Below are 25426 nucleotides of genomic sequence, written 5' to 3' on the forward strand. Positions count from 1 at the left end.
GATCGTGATGCAGCCGCGACGCGGACCGCACCGAAGTGCCCGGGCTCTGACACCGTTCGCCGGCCATGTCCCGTGTCGCAGGGGCCGGGATGGACGACCATCCCCGCTTTAGATTACTGTCTCAATCTAAAGGTGCGACTTCGACTGAAGGAAGAGGGATGACCATGTCCACAGCGAAGGCCGGGACGGCGCTCGTCACCGGCGCGACCGCGGGTCTGGGTGCCGCCTACGCCGAGGAGTTGGCGGCGCGCGGGCGCGACCTGCTGCTCGTCGCCCGCGACCAGGCGCGGCTGGGGTCCGCCGCGGCGAACCTCGTGGAGCGTTTCGGCGTCGAGGTCTCGGTGCTGAGCGCCGACCTGGCCACGCCGAAGGGCGTGCGGAGCGTCGAGGACCGCCTGGCGACCGACCCCTCGATCGACATGCTGGTGAACAACGCCGGCAGCGCCCTGTTCGGCCCCCTGTCCGCGGCGGACCCGGACCGGCTGGAGTGGCTGATCACGTTCAACCTGACCTCCACCACCAGGCTTGCGGCCGCCGCCGCGAAGGCCTTCTCCGGCCGGGGCTCGGGCGCGATCGTCAACATCTCGTCCGCTCTCGCCCTCAACATCCTGCCCGTGGGCGCCGTGTACAGCGGGACGAAGGCATATGTGATCGCGTTCACCCAGGCTCTGGCGCAGGAGTTCGCCGGTTCCGGCGTCCGGGTGCAGGTCGTGGTGCCGGGAGCGCTGGAGACGGCGATCTGGGACGGCTCGGGCATCGAACTGCACCAGCTGCCCAAGGAGGCCGTCATGGCACCCCGCGACGCAGCGCGGGCCGCGCTCGCCGGTCTTGACGCCGGTGAGCTGGTCACGATCCCCTCGCTGCCGGAGTACGCCAGGTGGGAGGAGTACGAGAACGCCCGCCAGGCACTCGTCCCGGGCCTGTCCCTCACGCACCCCGCCGGACGCTACGCCCGCTGACCGCGGGCGCGAGCACGCTCACTGCTGCGGGCCGGGGGCCATCCGCCCCCGGCCCGCGGTACTGCGGCGGCGACAAGGGGTCGCCCATGCGTGCGCCGCACCCTACAGCCGTCAGTCGGTTGCCGACTGACGGCTGTCGGCAGCTGTCGCCACCGCTGCACGCGCGGCCTGAAGGATCTGCTCCGACAGAGGCGTGCCTGCGGTCGCGCGCGCAAGGAGTACGCCGCCGACGATGGTGGCATAGGCCGCCAGGCCGGCGTCCCCCGGCGCGATCCACTCCGCGACCTCATGGATGCCCTTGGCGTAGGTCTCCCTGTGCTCGGGCTCACGCGCGACATCGCCCGCGAAGCCGGCCGCGGGGCAGCCGTGACCAGGGTCGTCGCGATGCTCGACGGAGAGGTAGGACTCGAGCAGCGACTGCCAGGCCGCTTGATGTTCCCCGGCTTCCTGGTCCAGGGCCTTGAGGTCCTGGAGGTTGTCGGCGAAGGCTTTGGCGGCTGCTTCGTCGACAAGCGCGGCTTTGGAGGCGAACTGTTTGTAGAAGCCGCCCTGGGTGAGCCCGATGGTCTTCATCACATCTGCGATGCCGACCTTGGCCACACCGTTCTCGCGGAACATCTGAGATGCCGCGGCCACCACTCGCTCTCGGTTGGCTTTTGCTTCTGCTTGTGAGACGCGACTCATCCTTCACCCTCCGTAGCGCCGCCGGCCAGCGGACTGACACCCGACATCTAAGATTATGCCCGACGTCTAACGTTCGCCGCAGCTGACCGCCGGCCCCCAGCGACGGCCGCCGCGCCCGACCGGGCCCTGTGGCGACGATCGGGTCACCCGCGACCGAGTGGAACGGCTCGTGCTTTCGGCGGCCGTCGAGCCACAACCCGCGCGCCGGCCTCACTCCCCACTGGTGGTCGGATGAAACCCCGCTCGCGGCCGGGAACGCGTTCCGTCACGCGCAGTCCCCGTGGAGCACATCACGCAGCCGCAGCAGCTCGCGGCGGCGGGATCGCGCCCGAGCCAGGAGGACCCCCGCGGTCGCGGTGAGGGCGATGCCGACCAGGGCGGTGGTCAGGGCCGCGGTCGTGGTGCCGCGCACGGATGCCAACGCTGTCCCGACGATTCCCGTCACCGTGCTCACCGCGAGAGCGAGCCGGGCCCCCACCACCTGGTCCTGTGCGTACAACGGGCGTCGCCTGGTCAGGGCCCACGCGGCGACGGCAGCCCAGGCCAGCCCGACGGCGATCAGGCCGGCGAAGACCGCCTGGGTGCGCACGGGAAGGGTCTGCGGCTCGGTCGCCCACAGCACGGCGATGAGTACCGCTGCGCAGCCTCCCGCAAGGCCCACGGCCACGTACCGCATTCGGGAACGCAGCGAGACTTCCGCCGCCAGTGCGCGCTCCAGCTCTGCCGGCATGCCCCGGGGCGCTCCGTAGTCCGGCTCGCTCATGTCTCGTGGCCCCTTTCGGTGAGGATCTCGCGCAGCGTGCGACGCGCGCGGTGCAGCCTGCTCTTGACCGTGCCGGGTGGTACACCCAGAACCTCCGCGCAGGAAGCCAGCGACAGGTCCTGCAGATGGAAGAGGATCAGCACTTCGCGCTCCGGCGGCGGAAGCTCGCCGAGGCCGGCTTCGATCTCCATCGTGGTCAGGAGACCGCTGAGCGAGCCGTTGTCGGCGACGTCCGCCTCGTCCCCCGCCGACGTCCGCGGGGTCTTGTATGCCTCCCGCCGATGGTCGGCCACCGTGCGCCGGGCGATGGTGAACAACCAGGGGGCGAATCGGTCCGGCTCTCGCAGTCGCGGCAGCCCGCGTGCCACGGCAACCCACACATCCTGGGCGAGATCGTCCGCGACGTGCGGTGAGCCGACCATGGCCCGCACATAACGCCACAGCGCGTCATGCCACAGGCCCGCCAGCTCCCCGAAAGCCTCCCGCTCCCCGAGCTGGCAGCGCACCACCAGCAACCCGGAGCGATTGTCCTCGCTCACTGCACCTCCCTGTCCCCGCGCCCCACATCACCGGAACAGTCGGTACTCGCGTCGGAAAGGTTCACGCCCACGGGCCATCGGGGTCAGGCCGGGCCGGCTCCCCGGCTCTCACCATCCGACGGCCCGGAGAAACGGGTCTGCGGCCGGACACCTCCCCAGCCAAGGGCGGCCGACGCGGATTCTCAGGCCACCGACACAGGAGCGGCAGGCTGCACGGGAGGCGCGGTTCGTGGCGCGCGGCTGGGTGTCGCCGCGGGGCGAGCCCGTCCGTGCCGACCACGACCGGTCGATGGCCGCCCACGTGTCCTTCCCCACACATCCCCAGGTCGAGTCACGTACGGCAGACCCAGGCTGGTCGTACGTGTACGAAGCGAGGCTCGATCGAGGGCCGTGGCCCGCGACGCAACCGGGCCGGGGAAACGCCTACCGGACGACATTGGAGATCTGTGTGAAGCGCGCCGAGACCGGCACAGCAACCGACCTGAAGCCCCTCCGTACGCGGCGAGCCGGGCTGGCAGCACTGGCGCTGCTCGCCGTCGGGGCGATCACTCTGACCGCCTGCGGGGGAGACAAGGCGGGCAGTGCCGGTTCCGACGACAACGCCAAGACGCAGGCTTCCGTCGACGCTGCGGCTGCCAAGGACTCCTCCGACGCCCGCATAGCGATCAGCGCGAAGAGCGGTGCCAGTGGCGTGAGCATCATCAGCGGCGCGAAGGTCTCGGTCACGGATGGTGAGCTCATCTCCGTCAGGATGACCTCGGTCGCCGACGGCTCCGACGTGGAGGGCACGATCTCCGCGGACGGTGCGAGCTGGGCCCCCGATGCCCCGCTCGAGCGGGCCACGAAGTACAAGATCGCCGCCCAGGCGGAGGACGGCAAGGGCCGCAAGGCCGCCGAGAACTCCACCTTCACCACCGTGAGCCCCGAGCACAGCTTCATCGGCTACTACACGCCCGAGAACGGCCAGACCGTCGGCGTGGGCATGCCGGTCTCGATCAACTTCACCAAGGCGATCGAGGACAAGAAGGCCGTGCAGTCGGCGATCGCGGTGAGCTCCAGCAGCGGCCAGGAGGTCGTCGGCCACTGGTTCAACTCCACCCGGCTCGACTTCCGCCCCGAGGCCTACTGGCAGGCCGGCTCCACTGTCACCCTGAAGCTGAACCTGGACGGTGTCGAGGGCGCCGACGGCGTCTACGGCGTCCAGGAGAAGACCGTCAGCTTCAAGATCGGCCGCAGCCAGGTCTCCACGGTCGACGCCTCCACCCACCGGATGAAGGTCGTCCGCGACGGCAAGGTCGTCCGCAACATCCCGATCTCCGCCGGCTCCGACGAGAACACCACCTACAACGGCCAGATGGTGATGTCGGAGAAGTTCACCGAGACCCGGATGAACGGCGCCACCGTCGGCTTCACCGACGACGACGGCAAGGGCGAGTACGACATCAAGGACGCGCCGCACGCCATCCGCCTGACCACGTCCGGCACCTATATCCACGGCAACTACTGGGGTGCCGACTCGGTGTTCGGCAACGCCAACACCAGCCACGGCTGCATCGGCCTGAACGACACCAAGGGCGCCAGGGACACCTCCACCGACGCCTACTGGTTCTACAACAACTCGATCGTCGGCGACGTCGTGATCATGAAGAACTCCAAGGACAAGACCGTCGACCCGGCGAACGGCCTCAACGGCTGGAACATGAGCTGGAGCGCCTGGAAGGCCGGCAGCGCGGTCTGACACCGCAGCCGCCGTGCCCACCCCGACGTGCAGGCCCGGAAACGACATACACAGCCCGCCGACGGGGGGATCGGCAAGACAGGAAACAGCTCATGATGGTGAATGAGACCCCACCCGGAGAACTGCCCGAGGCGGTGTTCGATACGGCGAGGTTGGAGGCGGTGGCCGCCTCCGGGCTGCTGGACACCGGGCCCGAGGGCGCGTTCGACGATATCGCGCAGCTCGCCCTGGCGATCACGGGCGCGCACATGGCCTTCTTCACCGTCGCGGACGGGCGGCGGTCGTTCTGGAAGAGCGCAGTCGGCGTGGACCCTGAGGCGGTGCGTGAGAACGGCATCCGCGACAGTCCTTGCCACATCCTGATCGGTACCGGCAGGGAACTCCTCGCGCCGGACGCGAGGACCGACCCGCGCGTCAAGGACCTCCCCGCGGTCGACGCGCTGGGGATCGGGGCCTGGGCGGGCTACCCCGTGGTCTCGCCGGGCGGGCACGTCATCGGCGGATTCTGTGTGATCGACAAGGACGCCCGGCCCTTCACCTCGCAGCAGTCCGAGGCACTGCGCATCCTCGCGCGCTCGGTGTCCTCCGAGATCGCGCTGCGGCACGCGCTGCGCGAGGCCCAAGCCTCGGGCGACGCCTCAGCGGCGCTGGTTCGGACATTGCAGGAAAGCCTGTTGCCGCCTTGCCTGCCGCAGACACCCGGACTCGACGTGGCTGCGGTCCATCGGCCGGCCGACGCCACCGGCGCCATCGGAGCCGAGGTGGTCGGCGACTTCTACGACCTGTTCCAGACCCGCGGCAGGAAATGGTCCGCGGTCATGGGGGATGTGTGCGGCAAGGGCCTCGACGCGGTGAAGGTCACCACCCTGGCCCGCTACACCATCCGTGCCGAGGCCAACGGGTACGACAACCCGGCCACCGTCCTGCACCGGCTGCACGACGCTCTGGTCGATCAACACGTCAGCGAGCGCTTCCTGACCGCTGCCATGGCCGTCTTCGAGCCCGGCCCCGGAGGAATCACCGGCCTCTACGCCAGCGCGGGCCACCCTCCGGCATTGATTCGCCGCGCGGACGGCACCGTCGAGGAACTCGACGCGACCGGCATCCTGCTGAGCCCCGAGATCCCGGCCGTGCGCGACGACTTCGACGAGACCGCCTTCCGCCTGTGCCCCGGTGACGCGCTACTGCTCTACAGCGACGGTCTCACCGAGGCCCGCGACCGGCACCGCGGCCCGCTCTTCGGCGCCGACCGCCTCGGCCGCGCACTGGCGGCCACCCACGGCGCCAATGCCGCGGACACCCTTGACCGGCTCTGGCAGGCGGCGTCCGCCCACTCCGGCGGGCACGCCGTCGACGACACCGCCATGATGATCTTGCGCGTCGTGCCCTCCTGAAGCGACCCGCTCGTCCACGCAACCGCGGGGTCACCAGCTGATGCCGGCCGCCACCGGCAGATGGTCGCTGCCGGTGGGAGGCAGGACCCACGAGCTCTTCGGCTTCACACCCCTGACCAGGATCTGATCGATCCGCGCCATGGGAAAGGACGCCGGCCAACTGAAGCCGAAGCCGTCCCCGGCCGCCTCCTGGGCCGACTGCAGCTGCGAGGTGAGGCCGTGGAAGACGCGGTCCTCGATGGTGCCGTTCATGTCGCCGAGCACCACCACCCGCTCGTTCCGCTCGGCAGTGACGGCCTTGGCGAGGGCGACCGCGCCGACATCACGCGAGTCCGTCCAGAAGCCCCCTCTGGGCATCATGCGCACCGACCCCAGGTGCGCCACGTACACGGCCAGCGGCCCCCGCTCCGTGGCCACCGTGGTGCGCAGCGCCCGAGGCGGGTCCACGGGGAGGTCCTCGGCCTTCCGGGTCTTCGCCAGCGGCCCGACATTGCCGCGCAGGACGTTGACGGACCGGGAGTGCGACAGCGGCAGCTTGCTCCACAGCCCGACCGTGCCCTGCACCGTGTGGTACGGGTACGCCTTCGCCAGCTCCTTCCCGTACACGACCGTGGTCTGCGGGTTCATCTCCTCGAGCGCCAGCAGATCCGCCCCGGAAGCGGCCAGCTTGCGGGCGGTACCGACCGGGTCGGGGTTCTCGGCGTTGACGTTGTGGCTGACCACGGTGAGGTCGGCGCCCGGCTGGGACTTGTCGATAACCAGTCCGCCGAAGAGGTTCAGCCAGGCCACGACCGGCAGCAGCAGGGCGACCACCGCCGCGGCGGAGCGGCGCCACAGCGCGCCGGCAAGGAACAGCGCGATGATCAGGCCGAACCAGGGCAGGAACGTCTCCACCAGGCTGCCGAGACCGCCCCTGTCCGTGATCTCCGCGTGCAGCAGCATCAGCAGGCCGAGCAGCAGTGCCAGCGCCGTGAGCACCGGGGCGCGCCTCCACGGTTCCGGCCCGCGGAGGCCGCGGAGCGCCCGGCGGATACGAGCCCGTCGGGGGCCCCGGCCGGTGCCCCCGCGATCGGCGCCGCCCTGCCCGTCCCGACCCGTGTCCGCGATCTCGGCGCGCCCTTGGACGTCGCCCTGCTTCCGGGCATCCGGAACCTCTCGCACTGCTTCACTCACTTGTCAGATGTCCTTCGGGAAAGCACCGGTGGTGCGGGCAGCCGAACCTCGATACGGAGTCCGCCCCCAGGACGCGGGGTGATGGTGAGGGAACCGTCGTGCACCTCGGTGATCCGCCGGACGATGGCCAGGCCGAGTCCGACCCCCGCGTGGTCGCTGCGAATACGTTCGGTGCCGCGCTGAAAAGGCTCGGTGAGCGTCGAGACCAACTGCGGGGAGAGCTTCTCGCCGCAGTTCTCGACCGTGAGCACCACGGTCTCGGGCCCGGCGCCGGTCTCCACCCACACCGCCCCCCGGTCGGGCAGGTTGTGAACGATCGCATTGTGGACGAGGTTCGTCGTCAACTGCAGCAGGAGCGCCTGTGAGCCGAAGGCAAGGGCGACGTCACCGGAGGTCTCGAAGGTGACACCACGCTTCTCGGCGAGCGGGAGCAGCGTCTCGACGGCCTCTTCCGCGAGCAGGGAAAGGTCGACAGGCTCCCGGGAGAAGGACCTCCGGTCGGCGCGGCTGAGCATGAGCAGCGCTTCGGTGAGGTCGATCGCGCGGGTGTTCACGGCGTGCAGGCGGCCGATGATCTCGCCGAGGTCCTGCGTCGGATCGTTGCGGGCCACGTCGAGAAGCGCCTGCGAGATCGCCAGCGGGGTGCGCAGTTCGTGCGAGGCGTTGGCCGCGAATCTCCGCTGCTCGGCCACGTGCGCCTCCAAGCGGGCGAGCATCGTGTCGAAGGCGTCGGCCAGTTCACGGAACTCGTCCTTGCGGCCCGGCAGCCGGATCCGGTGGGAGAGTGATCCTTTCGCGGCCGTGCTCGTGGCGTCCGTGATGCGGGTGAGCGGGGCGAGCATGCGACCGGCGAGAATCCACCCGCCCACGAGTCCGAACGCCAGCAGGAACGCCAGTACCGCGGCTGCCCTCGGAACGAAGACGTCCAGGAGGGCGGACCGGACGGGAAAGACACCCTTGAGCCTGTCATCGGGGTTGATGAGCATCGCGCGATCGGGGACGTAGCGCAGGAGGAACACCCACACCGCCGCGAGCAGCAGGAGGCCGGCGAACATGAGGAAACCGGCGTAGCTGAGGGTGAGCTTGAAACGGACGCTGAACCCAGGCTGCCTGTTCACGCTCTCCTCCCTCGTGGTCGGCCGCCGGCCGCGTGTCGCCGCGGTACCCGGCCACCGGGCCGTTCGCGCACGGCCGAGACCGTGGCGCGTACGGCAGGGGCGAACGGGTCCGCGGCTGCGCCTTCGAGAGCGTCGAACTGCTTCCCGGCCGACGAGAGGTGGTGGCCGTTGCGGAAGAGGTCATGGCGGAACGGATCGAGCCTCGAGCCCGCAGTCGTCCGTGTGGGCTCGTCCTCGATGATCGACACTTGCATGTTCCGAGGGTACGAGTCGCCACATATCGTCGGCGTATCGAAAACCGCGGAGGTGTGTGCGCCCGGGCCCGGGCTGCGGCGGGCCTCGGCAACAGTCGCCCGCTCCGCTGGTGCGCATCGCGATGAGCCAGGTCATGCCACCGACCTACGTGGTATCGCCTGACGTGGTTCTCATGCTCCGCTCAGTCGCTCTCGAGGGGGAGGCCATCGTCCCGCTGGAGATGATCGTCGCCTTCGACGTCTCCGGATTGTCGATCCGCACCCGGTTGCCGGCATCAGGCGTTGCCATTCGGGGCCCGCCGTCTTCCTCTTGGGCGAAGCGACCGCTCATTGTCTTTGGGACACTGGTTGAGTGCCGCAGCACGAACGGCAGACGGACCAGCGCCTGGAGCGAGCCATCCTGGAGCTGTTGGACCGTCATGCCCCGGCCGCGACGATCTGCCCTTCCGACGCCGCCCGGGCGGTCTACGAAGGGGACGACGACGGCTGGCGCGCGCTGATGGAACCGGCTCGGCGTGCGGCCCGGCGGCTGGCCGCGGCCCGCGAGGTGGAGATCACTCAGGCCGGCCGTCCCGTCGACCCGGCCAAGGCGCGCGGCCCCATCCGTATCCGACGCCTGCGCTGACCTCGCGGGCGCTCCTGTCCGGGGGCGCGCCCCCGGACAGGACGGCCATCACGTACCGCGGAACCCTCACTCCCTCACGGCACGCGCGGCAGCGGACGCCGCACCCGTGACCGTCCAGATCGCCATACCCCACAGGGAGAGCGCGGCGATGAGGCCCACCACAAGGCGCACGGTCGCGTCCGGGCCGTTCGTGAGCCACACGGCCATGCCCGAAATTCCGGCCGCCATCAACAGAGCCGCCGGCACCCGCAGCCGGGGCTGCTCGAACACCGCTGCGAGCGGGAGGAAGTGGAGCCCGACGACAATCGCTACCAGCGGGGGAACGAGCACCGGCATCCCGGCGCGGGCGCACACCACGGCGATGGCGACGATCAGGAGCCACTGGAAGCCGTTGATCTGGTTGAACCGCCGGCGTCGGTCGGTGGGAAACGGACCCCCTGTCGACGGAGGGAGAAAGCGGCGCGCGGCAAGCATCAGCCCCAACGCGACGGAACACCCGGCCACAACCTCGATCAGCCGAGCCGTGCCGTCGAATGCGCTCGTGGCCAGCAGCCACCAGCCGAGCCCGAACAGCGCGAGGAACCCCACCCCTGACTTGAACATGATCGACAGCCTAGGCGGAAGAGCAGCCCGCCGGCCTGAGGATCGTCGAACTGGCGGGCGCCGCCAGGGAGGGACCTCACTTCCCGACGACCCCCAGGCTCAGCCGATGTTGCCGTCATTCCGAGACAGGGCCGAGGTTGGTTGATGCGGGCGGCTTCGGCGGCTCGCTCGCAAGGGAGGTGGGCGCGACCCGCCCTGCCGGACTCCAATGCGGGGGAGGGGCGGCGGAGTCCGCGCGGCCACGGCACGCCCGAATTACATGCCGCGGTCGGGGCCGTACCAGGGCTGTGGGTGTTCGTTGGCGGACATCGGCAGATGTTGCATCTGCACGGGGCCGGGATAGAAGGCTGCGCTGTTGGGACCGGTCATGTCTTCGCCGATGAGATAGCGGTAGAGCCATTCGGCGAAGCTGATGCGGTGCTCTGCCCAGGTGTCGTGATAGCTCACCAGGAGCCTGGGGGCACTGGTGGCGCCGATGAGGAAGACGGTCTCGCCGCGGTCGGTGCTCGCGATCGGCCACAGCCCGTTGGGGGTGCCGAAGCTGAGCTCGTCGAGTCCGAAGAGCTGGCGCGGGTCTTCGTCCGCGTCGAGGTCGAGCTTGTCCCACGGCACCTCGGACCATGCCTGAATACTTGTTCGGATCTCCTCGCCCAGATTCCATCGCTCGGTTGCCGGGTGATAGAGGTACAGGTGGCTGTTGAGCTGGATCGGGGCGTACGCGTCGATCAGGATCCGGTAGTCGGAAGGCAGTTGTATGCCGAGATCCGCGTGGAGACGGTCCCATGCAGCAGGGTCTGCAAAGCGGTTCTGGGCGGGGCCGAGCATCGCCATGACTGCGGTCATGCAGTCGGTCATGCAGTCCTCCGTGGTGTATGCCCGGCTCGGTTCTCCGCGGCGGGCCGACGTCGTGTCGGCCCGTACTTTACGGATCACGTCGAGGTGATGGCCTTCGCCGGTCTGCTGCAGCAGATCAAGGCGGCGGCGAGGGGCGAGTGACGCTTCCCGCGTCGGGTTCGTTCACGCAGGCGGGCGGGGATATCCGCGAGACTCCGGCGCAGCCGCTGTGGCAGCCTGCTGACATGCCATGGGAGCTGCGAGAACACGCAGGCCGTCACTTCGCTGTCCTGTTCCACTACGCCCTGCCCGACGATGCCTGGGCCGTCGAGCTCAGCGAGGCTGTGCCGGTGACGGCACCGGCGGCTGAGAATCCCGACGTCGCGGTGACCCACGTGCCTGGCGCGGCTTTCCTGGTGGCTCTTGTCCCGGACGAGGACCCGAATCTGGAACCGACCGTTCGCGTCTACAGCCCTGAGGAGCGCGTCGTCCCCTACGAGATCATGGGTTGGTTCATGGAGCAGGTGGCCGACCAGGTTGATCGCTGCCGCATCGCGTTCGAGCAGGGAGGATCCGAAGCGGCGGAATGACTACGCCGTGACTGGTGTGGCGTCATGCCTCGGGACCGTCCCCGGCAGCCGGCCCGCGCTCTCCACGCAAGCCCGCCGCGCCGGCCGCGCATGCACCGCCGGTGCCTGAGGGGCAGCCGCTGCTACCACCAGCTGGCCGGGGACTGCTGGGTGCCGTCCGGGACCTCCCGGAGTATGTTCCTGCCGACCAGGCAGGCCACCTGCTGCGCATCGTTCCACCGCGCAAAACCGAGTTGGAACACGGAGCCGCTGCCCTTTGTGGCGACTGCGGCTTCTCCGGCGGGGGGCCGCGGCGGATAGGGTCCGGTTGAGGCCAGCGAAGGCGGTGCTAGATCACCGGTGGCCCCGCTTCGATGCGGCGCAGCACCGGAAGAAGTCGGTCCAGGTCCGGATCGCTCTGGACCTGCCGCTCGTCCCACCAGGTGACTCCGGCGTCATGCAGCGGACCGATCACGTCCCTGGTCTTCGCCGGGTCCGCGGACGTGGCACCGCCGAGCACGAACTCGAAGGGGCGCTCGACCTCGGCTGTACGGTGCTTGCGCACGTAGCTGACCAGTTCCTGTACCTCTGCGACATCCGGCACATGCCCATGCCGGGCCGTCTCGAACAGCGGCACCGCACCGTCCCACCGCGCTGCTCGCCGCATGGGCGCCCGGCGCGGCCAGAAACCGCCGATCCACACCGGCGGGCCGGGCTGCTGCACCGTGGCGGGCAGCAGCGTCACGTCCCGGACCTCGTAGTGCCGGCCTTGGTGGTTCACCGCCTCCCCGGTCCAGAAGCGCCTCAACACCTCCAGCCCCTCGTCGAGACGTTCGGCAAGAAGGCGCGGCTCGGCGGCGTCGCCGAAGCTGCCGTATTCGTCGTCGATCGGACCGCCCAGGCCCGCGGCGAAGATCACCCGGCCGCCACTGAGGTGATCCAAGGTGGCCACCTGGCGGGCCAGCTGCTGGGGACGGTAACGGGGAACCGGCGTCAGCAGTGCGCCCAGTCGGATTCGGGAGGTCGCCAGCGAGGCGGCGGTCAGTAGCATCCAGGGGTCCCCGAAGGGACGTCCCTGATGCCGCCGGTGCAGTACGTGGTCCCAGACGAAGAGCCCGTCCCAGCCGGCCTGTTCGGCGGCAACGGCCACGGTCGCGACGTTGCGTGGGTCGGCGAAGTCACCGAAGTTGGGGATGTTGATCGAGAAGCGCATGCCAGCAGGATGCCCAGTCGGCCGCTGACGGGGCAATCGCATTCGGAGGCAGGGGGCTTCGTGGCAGGCCGCTGCCGGACACCGGACTGTGTCGCTCCCTAGTCGGCCTTGGCCTGGCCGAAGCCGTAGCGGCGCTCGCGGACGGCTGCCACGACCTTGGCGACCCGGGCGTCGAAGGCGTCGAGTTCTTGCGCCTCGGCGGCGCTGGCGACGAACGCACGTCGTTCACATGGGACGCCTGCCCGCCAGATCCGTTCGATGGCCCGGGTCGCGGTGATGTCGGTCAGCGGGTCGCCGGATACGAGGACGAGATCCGCGCGCCGACCAGGTGCGACATGCCCGCGGTCGGGGAGGTCGAACACTCGTGCCGGAGCGGCGGTCGCGGCGTTCAGTGCCTGATCGGGCGTCATGCCGCAGCGGCCGAGCAGTTCCAGCTCCCGGTGCAGACTTGCCCCGAACACCGTTCCCGGGTTCGGGGCGTCGGTGCCGGCCAGGATCGTGACGCCCGCGTCGACCAGGCGGCCGACGTTCTCCTCGGCACGGGAATAGGGCGGCGTCTTCCGCCCATGCTGCGCTGATGCGCCAGAGGTCAGCCTCCGCACCTGTGCGTCACCGAGCATCCCGGCGAGTCGCGGATCCGCGGCCACGGCGGCGCCGCCCGGTTCGCCCAAGACGTTCTCGGCGGTTGCCAGCGTCGGGCCGACCGAGATTCCGGCCTCGGCGATCCGCTCCGCCAGCGCCCTGTCCAGTTCGCCGTCCACGGGCACATGCGCAATGACGTCGACGCCCGCCGACACGACCTCGCGCAAACCGGCCAGGGAGTTGACGTGCGCGACGACCACGAGTCCGCGACGATGCGCCGCCTCGGTCAACGCGGCGATCGTGGCCGGGTTCAAAGACGGCATCGCCCACGGACCCGCTGCACCCGAGGGGCCGAAGATCTTCACGAAGTCCGAGCCTTCGGCGACCCGGTCAGCCACGAACTGCTCCGCCTGCTCCGGGCCGGTCAGGGTCGGGAACGGAGCGTACATCGCCGAGGGATGCCCGCCCGGCGCAGTGGCACCGATTCCCGCGGAACGCACGTCGGCCACGTCCGACCGAGCGCCGGCTTGCTGCTTGGCCACGGCCATCACGTCGGCCTGGCTGAACATGTCCAGTGCGGTGGTCACGCCGAAGGTGAGCCCCTGCGCCAGAGCTCCGGCCACCAGGTGGACGTGCGAGTCGATCAGCCCCGGCAGGATGGTGCCGCCTCCCGCGTCGATGACCTCGTCGCCGTCGTGGGCAGTGGGACCGGTGGCGCAGTCGGTGATGGTGCCGTCGGCGAACCGGATCGACGTCCAGTCCCGCAGCCGGGTGCCGTCGAAGACCCTCGCGTTGACGATCGCCGTTGCCTTGGGCACGAGGCCCCTCCTGAACGAGTGCGCTTGATGGGCAGGCGCGGGACGCCGCAGCGTCACGCGGCGTCAGGTTAACTCGCCCCCCAGCGGCGGGGGAGTCGCCCCTCCTCCACGGCATGGTCGGCCGCCAACCGCGGGTCGGGGGCGTCGGTACGCTGCATCGCGAGAATGACCCCGCAATGCGTGCACAGCTGATGGATCCGGTAGTTGCCGTCGTACCAGACGCTGGTGTTGTCCCGGTTTCCGCATACACGGCACGTCAGCGCGGGAGCTCTGATGAGGATCTGCGAAAACCGGTCAGGCCCGCTCTCGATTTCCCACTTGGTCGCGCGTGCACCGAAGGCCGGAGTCGCCCGTCCCCGTAGGGTCCGGCGGCACGTCGCCCCCGGTGAGGCGGGCGGTTGCGTTCGGTGGTCACCACGACTTCGACATCGACGTCGGGAGATCCCCGAGGACGGGCTGGCGCGTCTACTCCTACGACGCGCTCGGCTCCTTCGTGGCCATCCCACTCGCCCAGGCGACCGTCGGCCCGCTCAGCGCCGCGATCGGCGTGCGCACGACACTGCTCGGGGCCGCGTTGGTGATCCTCGGTCGCACCATCGCCATGCTCGCGGTGCGCGACGTCCGCGCGCTGCGGATCAGGACCGCACGTCCGGCCACCGGTCTGGTATCCGCCGCGGCCTGGGGTGTCCCGGCCGAACCCCGCCCCTGCCGGCGCCGAACCCGCCGGACCCGGACCGGCCGGTTCTCCTGGCGTGACATGAACTCCAGACCCGACCGCTCCTGCCCCGCCGTCGTGACCTCCGCGTCCATCACATCGAACGGCAGCATGACCGCGCGCACCGGGTGGACGTCACGTCGCCGAGGTGCCCGGCCGCGCGGCGAGGCCGGAGCACCGACGGGCACGACGCCGGGCGTACCGCCACCACCAGCGTCCTCGCGACAGTGCGCAGCATGTCATCCGAGCGGTGGGAGGCGAGGACCACGTCCACGATGGCCAACCGGCGGCGAGTGTGAAAATCGCTCTACGATCACCGGAGCACGGTGATAGACATCCGGCGTGGAAAAGAATTTCGAGTTCCCTGACCTGCTGCGACTGATCGATGAACGGTCGACCGCCTTCCGCACCGCGGTTGCCGCCGCGCCCAGTCTCGACGCACAGGTGCCGACCTGCCCCGGGTGGACGTTGTTCGATTTGGTGAAGCACCTGGGTGGGGGAGACCGTTACTGGGCCGCCATCGTCGGCGCGGGGCCTGCCGACGCTCCCCCGGCCGGGGCCACCGCTGCGCGCGCCGCTCTGGAAGTGCCGCGGGAGCGTGAGGCCCTGCTGGCCTGGCTGGCCGCGTCGACGCAGCTTCTGCTGAGCGCCCTGCGCGAGGCAGGACCGGACGCCGGCTGCTGGGCGTGGTGGAGTGCCCTGCAGACGCCGCGGACCTCTGGCGGAGTCGCCCGGCACCGGGTCCAGGAGAGCGCGGTGCACACCTGCGACGTCCAACTCGCCGCGGGCGCCCCGCAGCCGCTGCCGGCCGAGGTCGCACTCGACGGTGTCGAGGAGTTCCTGTTCACCTGCGTCGCGACGCCCAGCGCCTGGCCGCACAAGCCCACGGCCTTCGACTTCCACACCGCCGAGGGCCGCTCCTGGCGCCTCACGGTCGACGGCGACGGCGCACGCTCCACCCGCATCCCCGCGCCCACTGCCGCGACCGGCGAGGGCTCGGACGCAGCCGGCGCTTCCATCCATGGCACGGCCAGTGAGTTGGTCCTCTACTTGTACGACCGTATCCCCGCCGACTCCTTGCATGTTGACGGCGACGCGGGGCTGCTCGACCTGCTCCGCGCCTGGGAGCCGGAGGAGTAGGACGTAGCGGGGGCGGTTGGCCGCGCCTCGAGCCGGTAGGACACGACTCTTCGCCAGGTCCGTCAGTCCCAGCACCGGGCTCAAACCCGCGACCGACGCCGGGTCGGTGACATCGATCAGCAGTGGGCGGGCACCCAGTTCGCGCGGCGGCCTGCTCTCCACGGACGCGGTCGCGTGCTCCCGCGTACATGGTGTGTCCCTGCTCGATCAGTCGGCGGGCTGTCTCGTAGCCGAGGCCTTGCTGGCCCCGGTGATCACGGTGATGGTCATGGCGTCCACACTCGTCCCGGCCTGCGGGCCGGGGCAGAGCCCTGCTCGGCGCGGGGACGGGCGGGGGGCCAGTAGTACCAGGCTGGAACACGCGGAGCTCGCCGATACTGGACGGATGAGCCGAGCACCGCACCGCTCTCTGGCCGACGCCCTCGAAGCGGACGCGCGCCACGGCGACCTGGGCCGGGCACTGCGGCACTGGCGGGACCGGACCGGTCCCGCAGGGGCCGGGCTGCCCGGCGGGTCGGGTCGCGGGGTGACTGGGGAAGGTCACCCCGGACAACTGGAGCTTCGTTGCGTTCGACACGGCCCACACGGCCACTGCAGCCTGCTCGCATGATGAGCAGGACTTCGAAACAGCCCCCCACCGCGGTGGGGGAAGTAGCGCGTGACCAAGCTCAGGCCGTGGACGGCCGGCCCTCGACCGGAGCGGATCGCTTGCCCAGGTTCCGCCAGGCTATGGCGCCCAGAATGGGGAGCAGGACCATGACGACCAGCCACCCGATCTTGGGCAGCATGCGAATGTGTGCCGCTGGGGTCTTGATGCAGTCGACCAGCGCATAGACGTACAACGCCGCGACTATTGCGTAAATCGCGTAGACCAGCACTGACGTCATCGAGTCACCTCATGCGGAAGGGCGGCTGCCCGCTTGTGTGCGGCACGGCCCTGCCCCACTGCCCGGTGATCCTAACGGGTATCTCAAGCAGTCGAAGAGACCCTGCGGCGACCCACGGCCACGACGGTAAGCACGACACGCCGACATCCTCGGTGGTGACTCCAGAGCTGTGGCGTGCGCAGTGTGCGGCTGGCTGGGTCTTGCCGACATCACCAGTGCTGGCCAAGACCTGGCCCGGCGCGGCTGCTCCGGTGTCCTCCATGGTCAACCGCGGAGCCGGCCAGCCACTTCGCGATGCCGGAGATGCCGTGCCCCGCTGCCGCCGCAGACACTGTGGTCGTCCTCGCCTGTGGCATGTGCGTCCGCCCTCGGTTCTGGGCCGGCCCGACACCACGACGGCGTGGGGCGTGGCCATGTCGCGGCGTGGTCGGCTTGTGTCGATGAACGCCGCCTGCGGCCGAGTGATCGGGCGCCGTAGGCACGAGGCCCTTGGCCACACCCGATGGTGGGCGAGGCCTGCGCCCACTCTGTCCTGGCCGCCTGCCGTCAGCAGTGTGGTGAGTGCCGCCTCGGCGAGGCCTGCGGTCGGCTGCCGTGCGGTATGTGCCTGCCTTCCAAGGGCCGGGTCGCGCGTTTGATCATAATCCGGTCATAATTACGCATAAATCCCAAGCCAGGTTGTGATGGCCTGGTGTGACCGAGGCGCGATCAGGTATGAACGTGAAGACCAAATACACGCTCGCCGCTGCTGCCGTCGGCTGGACGTTCCTTGCGTCCCAGTGGTCCGGCAAGGGCTGCGACTTCGTTCCGCAGTCCTACGCTCTCGTGCTCTCTCATGGCCAGCCGAATGGCAGTGAGGGATGCAAGGCCGAGACGGACGGGCCGCAGTACACCGACCAGTACGATCGATGACATTCATGTGAGATTCGGCGTAGAGGTCCCTGCGATGTCCGGCCTGGAGCCACTTGTGCTCCGGCAGGACTTTGCCGTCTGACCTGCGGGCCGCTGGGCGGATGGAGTCTGGCGTGCAGCGTGGGGGGCAGAGCCCGCCTTCGGCGGGCCGCCCCTCGCTCGTGCGACGGCGCCGCAAGCGGCAGCGGGTGCGGGCCCCCGCTCGGCCTCGATCTCGCGCGGAGCGCGGGCCGGGTCGTATCGAGCCACGTACGGAGCAATCGTGGGGCGGATCCGGGGAAGCCGGCCCTGAGCCCGCGGGTAGCCCACTTCCCGCATCCCTCGCCGTGGCAGCGCCGGGCCGTGTCGCCTTCGTCGTTCCCCGGGGTCGTTGTCGTGCGCGGGATGCCGGCCGCCCGGCGAGCGTCATGTCCGCCGGTTCGGTGGAGCCGGCCATCGCCTACTCCTCAGATAGAAGCATCTGCTCCTATCGTGAAGAGTGGCCGCCGAGGCCACCTGAACAGAGCCGGCAGCGCAGCTCGGCGTCCTCCGGGGCGGCCTCGGGCTTCGCGGGCAGGAAGTGGCCGGTCACTTCGCCTGCTGAGCCCCGTTCACGGACACCACGGCGCCGAGAGCGCCGGCCCCCGCATCGCCGGTGCCGTCGGCCGTGTCGGCCAACTCGCCTGTTGCGAGCACTACCAGCCCCTCGCCCGCTACGCCCTGATCGCCGACGGCGAACAGATCCACGCCTCGATGTTCCCCGGCGCGTTCGGCGGCCCGCTGTTCGCCGAGAAGATGGAGGTCGCCATCCGTCAGCGCGCCCTGGAATCAGCTGCCTTCGTGGTCAACGCCACTGCGTGGCTCGACGCCGACCAGCAGGCGCGGCTCAGGATCTGGGTGTGTGCGCCTCCGGAGTCGTTGGCGACTACGGTGACGTCCGCGAGGTCAAAGGCCTCGAGGAACTCTGCGATCATCGCGGCGACCGGAGGGCGTCAGGTCGGCGTCAGCCGGTCTCGGGGATCGATGTCACTTCGCGGCGAGCGTCATAGAGGTGCCCCCGATGCAGCCCAGGTCGTTCAGTGCCGTCTGCCGGCCCGTGTCGACAGCTGAACGAAGCACGCGTGCGCGTCGCTCGCTACGCCCGATTGGCGCGCTGCCGATCGGCGGGCGGATCTGCAAGGTCGCGGGATGCGAGGCCAGAAGCTGTTCTTCTTCTGCTCTGACGGCCTGGCGGCGCAGCCACGGTTCGAGGGCTCCTGGTGCGTGCTGGGCGAACCATCGCGACAGGACCAAACGTTCGCCGAGGGACAGAGCTGACGTGGTCTCGTCCATCCGTCGAGTCCGAAGCGCAACGATGTGCGTGGCCTTTTGAGCGAGTGCCGTCCGTACGGGGACCGCCTCGCTCACCCCGGCGTCAACGAAGGCGCGTCCGTCGATGACGACGGGTTCGCCTGTGAGGAGCGGCATGGCGGCCGACGCGCGGAGTGCGGCCTGCAAGCTGGATCGGTCACGGATCTGCTCATGGAGATCAGTGGCCTGGCCGGTGAGGGCGTCTGTGGCGATCGGGTGGAATGTGACAGTGCTGTCGAGGATCTCCTGGAATCCCATCGGCATGAGCTCGGTGTACACGGTGTGGACAAGGAACTGAGTATCCACGACCGGCAGTCGGCGCAGTGCACGCTTCGGGTTGATGGTCGTCCGCATGATGATCGGATCCCACCACGCGTGCATGCTGCTTTCAGCGCGCCCGCACAGGAGCCATGCCGCGTTCAGTGCTCCCGCGGAACTGCCGTAGACGGCGTCAAAAAGCGGTAGCAGGCCGAGTTTTTCGATGGCGATCGCCATGCCGTACGAGTAGGCACCGCGAGAGCTGCCGCCTTCGATCAGCAGCACCAAGCGTGCGTCGTCGGTGCGTCGCCCGGGAGTACTTCCTTTTCTCCTTCGGTCACGCAACAGCTGAAGGACGAGGTCGGTCACCGTTTCACCTTCTTCCTTGTGTGATGTGTATTCTTGAAAATTCTGGATAGGTGCGATCTTTTCGCGCTGAGGAAATACCTCGCAGGTATGCGATATTCCGCTCGGCGGAAGCTGCCACCCTGGATTGGCGTGGTTGGGATCCGGAGGTACTTTTCCGGGAGGTACTGCTGCGCCCCTTCACTGCCGCACAGTGACACGGCACATACCGGCTGACAGCAAGGAGGGGATTTACCAACCCCGCATTTCGTCGTTGAGCGCCCAGGCGGGAGCGAACGTGACTGTGCTGCGTCGCAGGCGAATGTGCGCCTCCGCAGTGAACGCGTCGCTGAAGCGGATGGCCGCGCCCAGGCGCCGCAGCAGCTTGAGGGACCTGACGTTATCGCGTTCGACAAGTGCCTCAAGGGAATCGACGCCGGCGGCCTGGGTCGACGCGACGGCGTGACGGGCCATGATCGTACCGAGTCGGCGACCCTGCCAGGCATCATCGATCAGAATCGAGAGGTCCCAGGATGAACGGTTGGAATACGGCAACACGCTGACCATGCCGAGAATCCGGCCGTCATCGGCGGCTGGACGTGCGAGCCAGGTCCAACCGGTCCCATGACCGCACAGCGTTCTCCATTCGCTGGGCTTGAGCGACTCACGCGACTGGTGGTACCGGGCTCGGCGGCTGGCCGGTGAGCAACGACGGTGCATCGCGTTGACCTGTGGGAGATCTCCGACCGTCGCCCGCTCAATGAGGATGACGCCGGTTTCGGTACCGTTGACGGAGACTCGCCGATGTTCCCTCAGTGGCACCGGCTTTCGCGTGAACAGCCCGATTCCGTTTCTGGTGTCGAAGAGCGACATTCTCGGTTCCTTTCACGAACTGGCCGAACGTCGCCATCCTGTCCCCATGGAGGACGCGGATGCGAATACCTGGCAGGTACTCGATCCGACGCGTGCCGCCCGGCTATCGTGACGTCTTGTGACAGATTCGAACGTCGGACACCTGATCCGCCGGCAACGTGGACTGGCCCGGCGCAGCCAGATGAACCTCGCGCATGAGATCGGCGTCTCGCCCCGCCACCTGAGCTTCGTCGAACTGGGCAAGTCGAAGCCGAGTCGCGGCTTGCTCATGAAGATCGCCCAGCATCTGGACCTGCCCCTGCGGGAGCGGAACGACTGGCTGCTGGCGGCCGGATACGCTCCCCGCTATCCGGAGACGCCGCTGACCGGGCCGGCGCTTTCCCGGGTCCGGGCCTCGTTGCAAGCGCTACTGGACCGGCACGACCCGTTCCCCGGCGTCGCAATCGACCCCCGGTGGAATGTGCATCTCAGCAACCGCGCTGCGCGCCGACTGGTCTCCGGAATCCCAGAGGACGTGTGCGGCACGCCGACCAACCTCTTCCGTACGGCCCTGCACCCTTCCGGACTCGCCGGCCGCACCCGCAACTTTCCGCAATGGTCCGCGTACCTGCTGCGCCGGCTCGACCGGGCCGTCGTGCGGATCCAGGACCCCCGTCTCGCCGCGCTCGCCGACGAGATCGCGACCTGGCCGGACATCCCGGAACGCCACACTTGGAGCCACCTTTCCTCGGACGAGGTGGACGACCCGGTGCTGTCGTGGCGGCTAGAGCTCGGTGACGAGGAACTGTCGATGTTCAGCATCCTGAGCACATTCGGGACCCCGATGGACGTCACCCTCGCCGATCTGTCCATCGAGCTGTTCTTCCCTGCGGACGAGCAGACCGAGACCATCCTGCGGCGCCACGATTGAGAGCGGCCGGCCGGATTTCTTGCAGGTCGGAGCCGCGACCGGCAGGCGGCCGCGAGCGGCTGAAGCCCGGTGACCGTACAGCTTCGTTCTCGACGACCTCTCAACCCCGCGGCCTGATTGCCGCACTGTGACCGTGCGATCCGACACGAGCGGCCTCGCCGCACGCACAAGCCCCGTCAGGCCTTTTCGGGCTTGCGGGCCAGCAGGCAGGCGTGCGGTCTGTTCACCCGTCCGCCGGGCTCCTGCTCCAGCCTCGCGGTGACGACGAGCCCGGCCTGCTCCAGCAGGCCGACCATGCGGTCCAGTGGCAGGAGATACGACTCGTAGGACACCGGACGGCCATAGCCCTGGGTCGGCTGCAGCCGTTCATCGCCGACGTAGTCGCCCCAGAGCAGGTAGCCGCCGGGCGCGAGCGTGCGGTGGAACTCGGCGAACACCGCCGGCAGCCACTGCGGGGGCGTGTGGTGGGTGGAGTACCAGGCCAGGATGCCGCCGAGCTCGTCGTCCCTCATCTCCAGAGCGGTCATCGAGCCCTCGGTGAACCGCAGGTTCGGATAGGCGTGCCGGGCCAGCCCGATCATCTTCGGCGACAGATCGATGCCGAAGGCGGACACTCCCATCCCGGCCAGGTGCGCCGTCACGCGGCCGGGGCCGCATCCCAGGTCTGCGACCGGCCCCAGACCGGCTGTCCGCACGAGTTCGGCGAACCCCGCGAGCATCGCGCGCGACAGCGGGTCCATCGCGGCGGGAGGCGGGACGCGTTCGACGTAATCGGCGGCGACCGTGTCGTACGACTCGCGCACGGCGGTCAGAAAGGAGGGCTCAGCCATGCGGGCGACCCTAGACCACGGAACTGACAGGCCGTGTCACGGATATTCCTGTCCGTCGTCCACGCTTCTGCCGTTCCCCCTCAGTCCGTCCGTCCCGAGAGTCCGGGCGTGCTCAGCCCGAAGCCTGCCGTGAGGCGCTCGACGATCCGGTCGATCACTCTAGGAAGGGCGAGCAAGCGGGTGCCGTCACCGGGTTCGGTACGTGCAGTGTGTCTTGAGGCTGGCTGACCGTGATGCGCGCTTGGTGCTGGTGCTGGTGCTGGTGCTGGTGCTGGGATCTTGTGTTGTGGGGTGGGTGACTGGCTGATTACGGATTAGAGTTGCTGTGTTGTTGCTGGTCGGGGGCCGGCATGGGGGTGGGGTGGGACAACGGTGTCCCAGGGGAGGGCCTGTTTTGCGATGAGTCGTCGCTCTGGTGGGTTGGTTGGGATCTGGGCTGAGGCGCAGCGTCAGCAGCAGCGGCAGGTGGAGGCCCAGCAGCGGGCCCGGGTACAGCAGCAAAGGAATGTGGAGCGGCAGCAGCGTGCGTACGAGCGTGATCTCGCTCGGAGCCGACGTGAGCAGCAGGCGGCGTACCGGCAGCACCGGGAGGCCGATGCGCATCGGCGTACGCGTGAGCTGGAGGCCCGCGTCGAAGAGTTGCGGACCTTGCTGGTGGCCGGGTGCCGTACGCCGGAGTTCCGACTGGATGCTCTGGCGCGCTCCGAGCAGCTCGAGCCTTTCACGCCCGGCCAGTTGGCCTGTCCCGTGGCGATGCCGGACCCGAATCAGTACCAGGCAGCGCAGGGCGGTTGGACGGCGAACCGACGGGCCCAGGCCCAGCAGGAAGCACGGGACCGGTACGAGCGTGACTGGCATGCAGCCCAGGCTGCCGAAGCCCAGCGTCAGCAGCAGTTGGCTGCGTATCAGCAGCAGTACGACCAGTGGGCGGCCGGCCAGCTGGCGGAGATCCGCCGGCACAACGCCGGCATCGCGCAGCTGGCCGGCGCCGTTCGCAACGGGGACCCTGAGGCGGCTGTGGAGTACTTCTCGGCCGCCTTGTATGCCTCGGCCGGCTGGCCGGAGGGTCTGCCGCGCCGGCTGACTGCCGTGTACGACGCGCCGGCGCGGCAGCTGGTCGTGAACTGGGAGCTGCCCAAGTACGACATCGTCCCCGAGGCGAAGCTGGTGCGGTACATGCCTGGCGCGGACCAGGACAAGGAGACCGCCCGCCCTGTGGCGCAGCGCCGGGAGCTGTACCGCGCTGTCCTCGCCCAGTGCGTCCTGCTGGCGCTGCGGGACCTGTTTGCCGCGGACGAGTTCGGGGTCCTGGAATCGGTCGCGCTCAACGGGTTCGTCGACGATCACGATCCGGCGACCGGTCAGCGCGCGGAAATCTTTGTGGCGACGGTGATGGCCACTCGTACGTCGTTCACTCCGCTGAACCTGGAGCAGGTCAGCGCCGTGGACTGCCTGGCCGACGGGCTGCGGGGGCAGTTGTCGCCCCGCCCTGACCAGCGCACCGCGATACGGCCGCACCGTTTGCCCGGCGATGTCGGCGGGACCGGCATGGTCAGCCACGGTGGGGAGGAGCCGGATCTCTACGAGATGGATCCGATCGCCTTCGAGTCGCTGGTGGCGGACCTGTTCCGCGCCATGGGCATGGACGCGGTGACAACTCGGCGTTCCAACGATGGCGGCGTCGACGTGCAGGCCGAGGATCCCACCCCGATCCGCGGCGGGAAGATCGTCGTCCAGGTCAAGCGCTACCGCAACACGGTGCCGCCAAGCGCTGTGCGTGACCTGTACGGCACCGTGCAGGACGCCGGTGCCAACAAGGGCGTGCTTGTGACGACCTCCGGGTTCGGCCCCGGTTCACACACCTTTGCCAATGGAAAACCGCTGGAACTGATCGCAGGTGCCGAGCTGGTGGACCTCCTGCACCGCCACGGACTGAGCGGCAGGCTCGGCGGCGCCGCCCCGAGCGTCCCGCAGCAACGGCCTTCGCCGGCAGAGACCGACGCCGGCTCATCGCGCGACGACAACGTGCTGGGCATGTCGTGGTCGGGCAGTGTCGCCTTGGACGTGTGCGCCCTGGTGTGCCAGGGATCCCGGGTGTTGAGCGACGACCATTTCGTGTTCTTCAACAACCCTCAGACCCCGGACGGAAGCGTGCGGTCGGTGACCGCGCTCGTCCCGGACAAGGCCGCCCTGCGTGTGACATTCGACGCGCTGCCCGACCAGGCGGACCGGCTCGTCCTGGCCGCGGCGATCGACCCCGTCATGAATCCTGAGGCAGACCTGTCAGGGTTCACTGATGCCTTCATCCGGCTCCTGAGTCCCGATGGTGAGGAACTGGGCCGCCTGGAGGTATCCGACGGCCGCCGCGGTGAGACGGCCCTGGTCCTCGGGTCCTTCCGTCGCCGGGCCAGTGGCGACTGGGACTTCGTCATCGGAGGCAAGGGATACCCCGGTGGTCTGGAAGCCCTGGTGCAGGAGCACGGCATCGAGGTGTCCTAGCTTCGGGCTCCGTCTCCAGGCGACGAGGCCCGAAGGGTATGCCGCACACCTCCGCTGCTCCGGCAGGTGCAGTGGGGGCTTCGTCCGAAGGAGCAGCTCGTTCTTCAGCGGTCGGGAGGTCCGCTTGCCGAGCGGCCTGGTATTGCCAGGGGACGGGGTCGGCCGTGAGCCCCGCGGGTGAGTCGAGCGGATCCAGCCGGAGACGTCCCGCTCGGTCAGGCACTGGGTGCCTCGGCGGGCGAGCTGCGACCGCCTGCCAACGCGGGGCCTGAAGCCCGTACCGGGCTCGCCCCTGCTGACAGGCCCGCCTCAAGCAAAAGCGACTTGGCGCGATGGATCGGTCATATCCCCGGCTACCCGGCCGATCGGCAACTCGAAGAAGGTCACCTCCCGCGCACAGTCGCCCCACGTTGGGGTTCACGGGCGGGCCGGCAGGCCGAGGCTCTGGAATACTGCGTGGACCTGCAAGTCCCCCACCGAAAGGACCCAATGCCGTAGTCCCTGTGGAAACGCCATGGCCCGGTGCTGGCCGTCGGCGCCGCGTCCATCATCGTCAACGGCAAAGGCATCGGACCGTTATGGCTCGCCGGACTCGCCCTGCTGGCGGCAGGTCTGCTCATGCGGCAGGCGATGACGCGTGCCCAGCGCCCGCCGAGTGGAGAGGCCCCGCCACTGGCACTGGACATCCCTGTGAACGGCCGCTGGACAGCCCGCAATGGGCCCGCCACCATGGTGCCCAGCCACACTCACAACCTCGCGCAGACATACGCGATCGATCTCGCCCGCCGCCCGGCGCCGGAACCCGTGTGGCTGTGGCCAGCCCGTCTGCGCCTGTGGTGCGGGCGAACAGCGCCTCGTCTGC

24 protein-coding genes are annotated in these 25426 nt (G+C 69.3%); 10 read left to right on the forward strand and 14 right to left on the reverse strand.

Annotated features, from left to right (window positions below; all coding sequences use genetic code 11):
• Positions 1-158 precede the first annotated feature (158 nt).
• Entirely contained in the window at positions 159-959 is an 801-nt protein-coding gene (locus OIE69_RS40610) for an SDR family NAD(P)-dependent oxidoreductase (protein ID WP_326580411.1), read from the forward strand.
• 111 nt (positions 960-1070) lie between these two features.
• Here the strand turns inward: OIE69_RS40610 and OIE69_RS40615 are convergent, their stop codons facing one another.
• From OIE69_RS40615 to OIE69_RS40625, 3 genes are all read right to left on the reverse strand, one after another.
• Entirely contained in the window at positions 1071-1643 is a 573-nt protein-coding gene (locus tag OIE69_RS40615) for a TetR/AcrR family transcriptional regulator (protein ID WP_326580413.1), read from the reverse strand.
• A gap of 265 nt (positions 1644-1908) precedes the next feature.
• A complete protein-coding gene (locus tag OIE69_RS40620) occupies positions 1909-2406 on the reverse strand; it encodes a transmembrane transport protein (RefSeq protein WP_326580415.1) in 498 nt (165 codons plus the stop codon).
• Positions 2403-2945 (reverse strand): RNA polymerase sigma factor, encoded by a 543-nt coding sequence (locus OIE69_RS40625; protein ID WP_326580417.1) that lies wholly within the window; start codon positions 2943-2945, stop codon positions 2403-2405. Before OIE69_RS40625 ends, OIE69_RS40620 begins: the two co-directional genes overlap by 4 nt.
• Positions 2946-3393: 448 nt before the next feature.
• Between OIE69_RS40625 and OIE69_RS40630 the strand changes: the two genes are divergently transcribed.
• Together OIE69_RS40630 and OIE69_RS40635 are read left to right on the forward strand one after the other, a co-directional pair.
• A complete protein-coding gene (locus tag OIE69_RS40630; RefSeq protein ID WP_326580419.1) occupies positions 3394-4683 on the forward strand; it encodes a L,D-transpeptidase in 1290 nt (429 codons plus the stop codon).
• Between the two features lie 92 nt (positions 4684-4775).
• Entirely contained in the window at positions 4776-6077 is a 1302-nt protein-coding gene (locus OIE69_RS40635; protein ID WP_326580421.1) for a PP2C family protein-serine/threonine phosphatase, read from the forward strand.
• Positions 6078-6107: 30 nt separating this feature from the next.
• On the opposite strand, the gene OIE69_RS40640 is transcribed toward OIE69_RS40635, so the two are convergent.
• The gene (locus OIE69_RS40640) at positions 6108-7238 is read right to left on the reverse strand and encodes an endonuclease/exonuclease/phosphatase family protein (RefSeq protein WP_392567700.1); all 1131 of its coding nucleotides are present in this window, start codon (positions 7236-7238) and stop codon (positions 6108-6110) included.
• Between the two features lie 8 nt (positions 7239-7246).
• Complete coding sequence (locus OIE69_RS40645) at positions 7247-8368, reverse strand: sensor histidine kinase (protein ID WP_326580423.1); 1122 nt, start codon at positions 8366-8368, stop codon at positions 7247-7249.
• Between the two features lie 606 nt (positions 8369-8974).
• Between OIE69_RS40645 and OIE69_RS40650 the strand changes: the two genes are divergently transcribed.
• On the forward strand, positions 8975-9247 hold the full coding sequence (locus OIE69_RS40650; protein WP_326580426.1) for a DUF3253 domain-containing protein: 273 nt from the start codon (positions 8975-8977) through the stop codon (positions 9245-9247).
• Positions 9248-9313: 66 nt separating this feature from the next.
• Here the strand turns inward: OIE69_RS40650 and OIE69_RS40655 are convergent, their stop codons facing one another.
• A complete protein-coding gene (locus OIE69_RS40655) occupies positions 9314-9850 on the reverse strand; it encodes a hypothetical protein (protein ID WP_326580428.1) in 537 nt (178 codons plus the stop codon).
• Between the two features lie 255 nt (positions 9851-10105).
• The gene (locus tag OIE69_RS40660; RefSeq protein ID WP_326580430.1) at positions 10106-10705 is read right to left on the reverse strand and encodes an SMI1/KNR4 family protein; all 600 of its coding nucleotides are present in this window, start codon (positions 10703-10705) and stop codon (positions 10106-10108) included.
• 137 nt (positions 10706-10842) lie between these two features.
• Between OIE69_RS40660 and OIE69_RS40665 the strand changes: the two genes are divergently transcribed.
• Positions 10843-11274 (forward strand): hypothetical protein, encoded by a 432-nt coding sequence (locus tag OIE69_RS40665; RefSeq protein ID WP_326580432.1) that lies wholly within the window; start codon positions 10843-10845, stop codon positions 11272-11274.
• Positions 11275-11602: 328 nt separating this feature from the next.
• Here OIE69_RS40665 and OIE69_RS40670 read toward each other — a convergent pair whose 3' ends face one another.
• From OIE69_RS40670 to OIE69_RS40680, 3 genes are all read right to left on the reverse strand, one after another.
• Entirely contained in the window at positions 11603-12466 is an 864-nt protein-coding gene (locus OIE69_RS40670) for an LLM class flavin-dependent oxidoreductase (protein ID WP_326580434.1), read from the reverse strand.
• 98 nt (positions 12467-12564) lie between these two features.
• On the reverse strand, positions 12565-13866 hold the full coding sequence (locus OIE69_RS40675) for an amidohydrolase family protein (protein WP_326580437.1): 1302 nt from the start codon (positions 13864-13866) through the stop codon (positions 12565-12567).
• 471 nt (positions 13867-14337) lie between these two features.
• The gene (locus OIE69_RS40680) at positions 14338-14694 is read right to left on the reverse strand and encodes a hypothetical protein (RefSeq protein WP_326580439.1); all 357 of its coding nucleotides are present in this window, start codon (positions 14692-14694) and stop codon (positions 14338-14340) included.
• Positions 14695-14923: 229 nt separating this feature from the next.
• Here OIE69_RS40680 and OIE69_RS40685 point away from each other — a divergent pair, with 229 nt between their 5' ends.
• The gene (locus OIE69_RS40685; protein WP_326580441.1) at positions 14924-15721 is read left to right on the forward strand and encodes a maleylpyruvate isomerase family mycothiol-dependent enzyme; all 798 of its coding nucleotides are present in this window, start codon (positions 14924-14926) and stop codon (positions 15719-15721) included.
• Positions 15722-16389: 668 nt separating this feature from the next.
• On the opposite strand, the gene OIE69_RS40695 is transcribed toward OIE69_RS40685, so the two are convergent.
• A complete protein-coding gene (locus OIE69_RS40695) occupies positions 16390-16608 on the reverse strand; it encodes a PLD nuclease N-terminal domain-containing protein (RefSeq protein WP_326580443.1) in 219 nt (72 codons plus the stop codon).
• Positions 16609-17322: 714 nt separating this feature from the next.
• Here OIE69_RS40695 and OIE69_RS40700 point away from each other — a divergent pair.
• Both OIE69_RS40700 and OIE69_RS40705 read left to right on the forward strand, forming a co-directional pair.
• The gene (locus tag OIE69_RS40700) at positions 17323-17520 is read left to right on the forward strand and encodes a hypothetical protein (RefSeq protein WP_326580445.1); all 198 of its coding nucleotides are present in this window, start codon (positions 17323-17325) and stop codon (positions 17518-17520) included.
• 384 nt (positions 17521-17904) lie between these two features.
• Complete coding sequence (locus OIE69_RS40705; protein ID WP_326580447.1) at positions 17905-18609, forward strand: nitrilase-related carbon-nitrogen hydrolase; 705 nt, start codon at positions 17905-17907, stop codon at positions 18607-18609.
• Here the strand turns inward: OIE69_RS40705 and OIE69_RS40710 are convergent.
• Both OIE69_RS40710 and OIE69_RS40715 read right to left on the reverse strand, forming a co-directional pair.
• Positions 18526-19476, reverse strand: coding sequence for a patatin-like phospholipase family protein (locus tag OIE69_RS40710; RefSeq protein WP_326580449.1), 951 nt, complete (start codon positions 19474-19476; stop codon positions 18526-18528). The two genes, OIE69_RS40705 and OIE69_RS40710, sit on opposite strands and share 84 nt — an antisense overlap.
• Positions 19477-19704: 228 nt before the next feature.
• Positions 19705-20325 (reverse strand): GNAT family N-acetyltransferase, encoded by a 621-nt coding sequence (locus OIE69_RS40715; protein ID WP_326580451.1) that lies wholly within the window; start codon positions 20323-20325, stop codon positions 19705-19707.
• A 118-nt stretch (positions 20326-20443) separates the two neighbouring features.
• On the opposite strand from OIE69_RS40715, the gene OIE69_RS40720 reads away from it, so the two are divergent.
• Complete coding sequence (locus OIE69_RS40720; RefSeq protein WP_326580453.1) at positions 20444-21235, forward strand: MmyB family transcriptional regulator; 792 nt, start codon at positions 20444-20446, stop codon at positions 21233-21235.
• 176 nt (positions 21236-21411) lie between these two features.
• Here the strand turns inward: OIE69_RS40720 and OIE69_RS40725 are convergent, their stop codons facing one another.
• Positions 21412-22065, reverse strand: a complete 654-nt coding sequence (locus tag OIE69_RS40725) for a class I SAM-dependent methyltransferase (RefSeq protein ID WP_326580455.1) — start codon at positions 22063-22065, stop codon at positions 21412-21414.
• A 399-nt stretch (positions 22066-22464) separates the two neighbouring features.
• Between OIE69_RS40725 and OIE69_RS40730 the strand changes: the two genes are divergently transcribed.
• The gene (locus OIE69_RS40730; protein WP_326580457.1) at positions 22465-24564 is read left to right on the forward strand and encodes a restriction endonuclease; all 2100 of its coding nucleotides are present in this window, start codon (positions 22465-22467) and stop codon (positions 24562-24564) included.
• Positions 24565-25426 lie beyond the last annotated feature (862 nt).

This window comes from Actinacidiphila glaucinigra, from assembly GCF_035918135.1.
Lineage (GTDB): Bacteria > Actinomycetota > Actinomycetes > Streptomycetales > Streptomycetaceae > Actinacidiphila > Actinacidiphila glaucinigra.

Excerpts from the sequence above, each read along its gene's own strand:
- OIE69_RS40610 (WP_326580411.1), top strand. The coding sequence starts at position 159 with ATGACCATGTCCACAGCGAAGGCCGGGACGGCGCTCGTCACCGGCGCG.
- OIE69_RS40615 (WP_326580413.1), bottom strand. The coding sequence starts at position 1,643 with ATGAGTCGCGTCTCACAAGCAGAAGCAAAAGCCAACCGAGAGCGAGTG.
- OIE69_RS40620 (WP_326580415.1), bottom strand. The coding sequence starts at position 2,406 with ATGAGCGAGCCGGACTACGGAGCGCCCCGGGGCATGCCGGCAGAGCTG.
- OIE69_RS40635 (WP_326580421.1), top strand. The coding sequence starts at position 4,776 with ATGATGGTGAATGAGACCCCACCCGGAGAACTGCCCGAGGCGGTGTTC.
- OIE69_RS40655 (WP_326580428.1), bottom strand. The coding sequence starts at position 9,850 with ATGTTCAAGTCAGGGGTGGGGTTCCTCGCGCTGTTCGGGCTCGGCTGG.
- OIE69_RS40660 (WP_326580430.1), bottom strand. The coding sequence starts at position 10,705 with ATGACCGACTGCATGACCGCAGTCATGGCGATGCTCGGCCCCGCCCAG.
- OIE69_RS40670 (WP_326580434.1), bottom strand. The coding sequence starts at position 12,466 with ATGCGCTTCTCGATCAACATCCCCAACTTCGGTGACTTCGCCGACCCA.
- OIE69_RS40680 (WP_326580439.1), bottom strand. The coding sequence starts at position 14,694 with ATGCTGCCGTTCGATGTGATGGACGCGGAGGTCACGACGGCGGGGCAG.
- OIE69_RS40695 (WP_326580443.1), bottom strand. The coding sequence starts at position 16,608 with ATGACGTCAGTGCTGGTCTACGCGATTTACGCAATAGTCGCGGCGTTG.
- OIE69_RS40700 (WP_326580445.1), top strand. The coding sequence starts at position 17,323 with ATGAACGTGAAGACCAAATACACGCTCGCCGCTGCTGCCGTCGGCTGG.
- OIE69_RS40705 (WP_326580447.1), top strand. The coding sequence starts at position 17,905 with ATGCCGGCCGCCCGGCGAGCGTCATGTCCGCCGGTTCGGTGGAGCCGG.
- OIE69_RS40715 (WP_326580451.1), bottom strand. The coding sequence starts at position 20,325 with ATGTCGCTCTTCGACACCAGAAACGGAATCGGGCTGTTCACGCGAAAG.
- OIE69_RS40725 (WP_326580455.1), bottom strand. The coding sequence starts at position 22,065 with ATGGCTGAGCCCTCCTTTCTGACCGCCGTGCGCGAGTCGTACGACACG.
- OIE69_RS40730 (WP_326580457.1), top strand. The coding sequence starts at position 22,465 with ATGAGTCGTCGCTCTGGTGGGTTGGTTGGGATCTGGGCTGAGGCGCAG.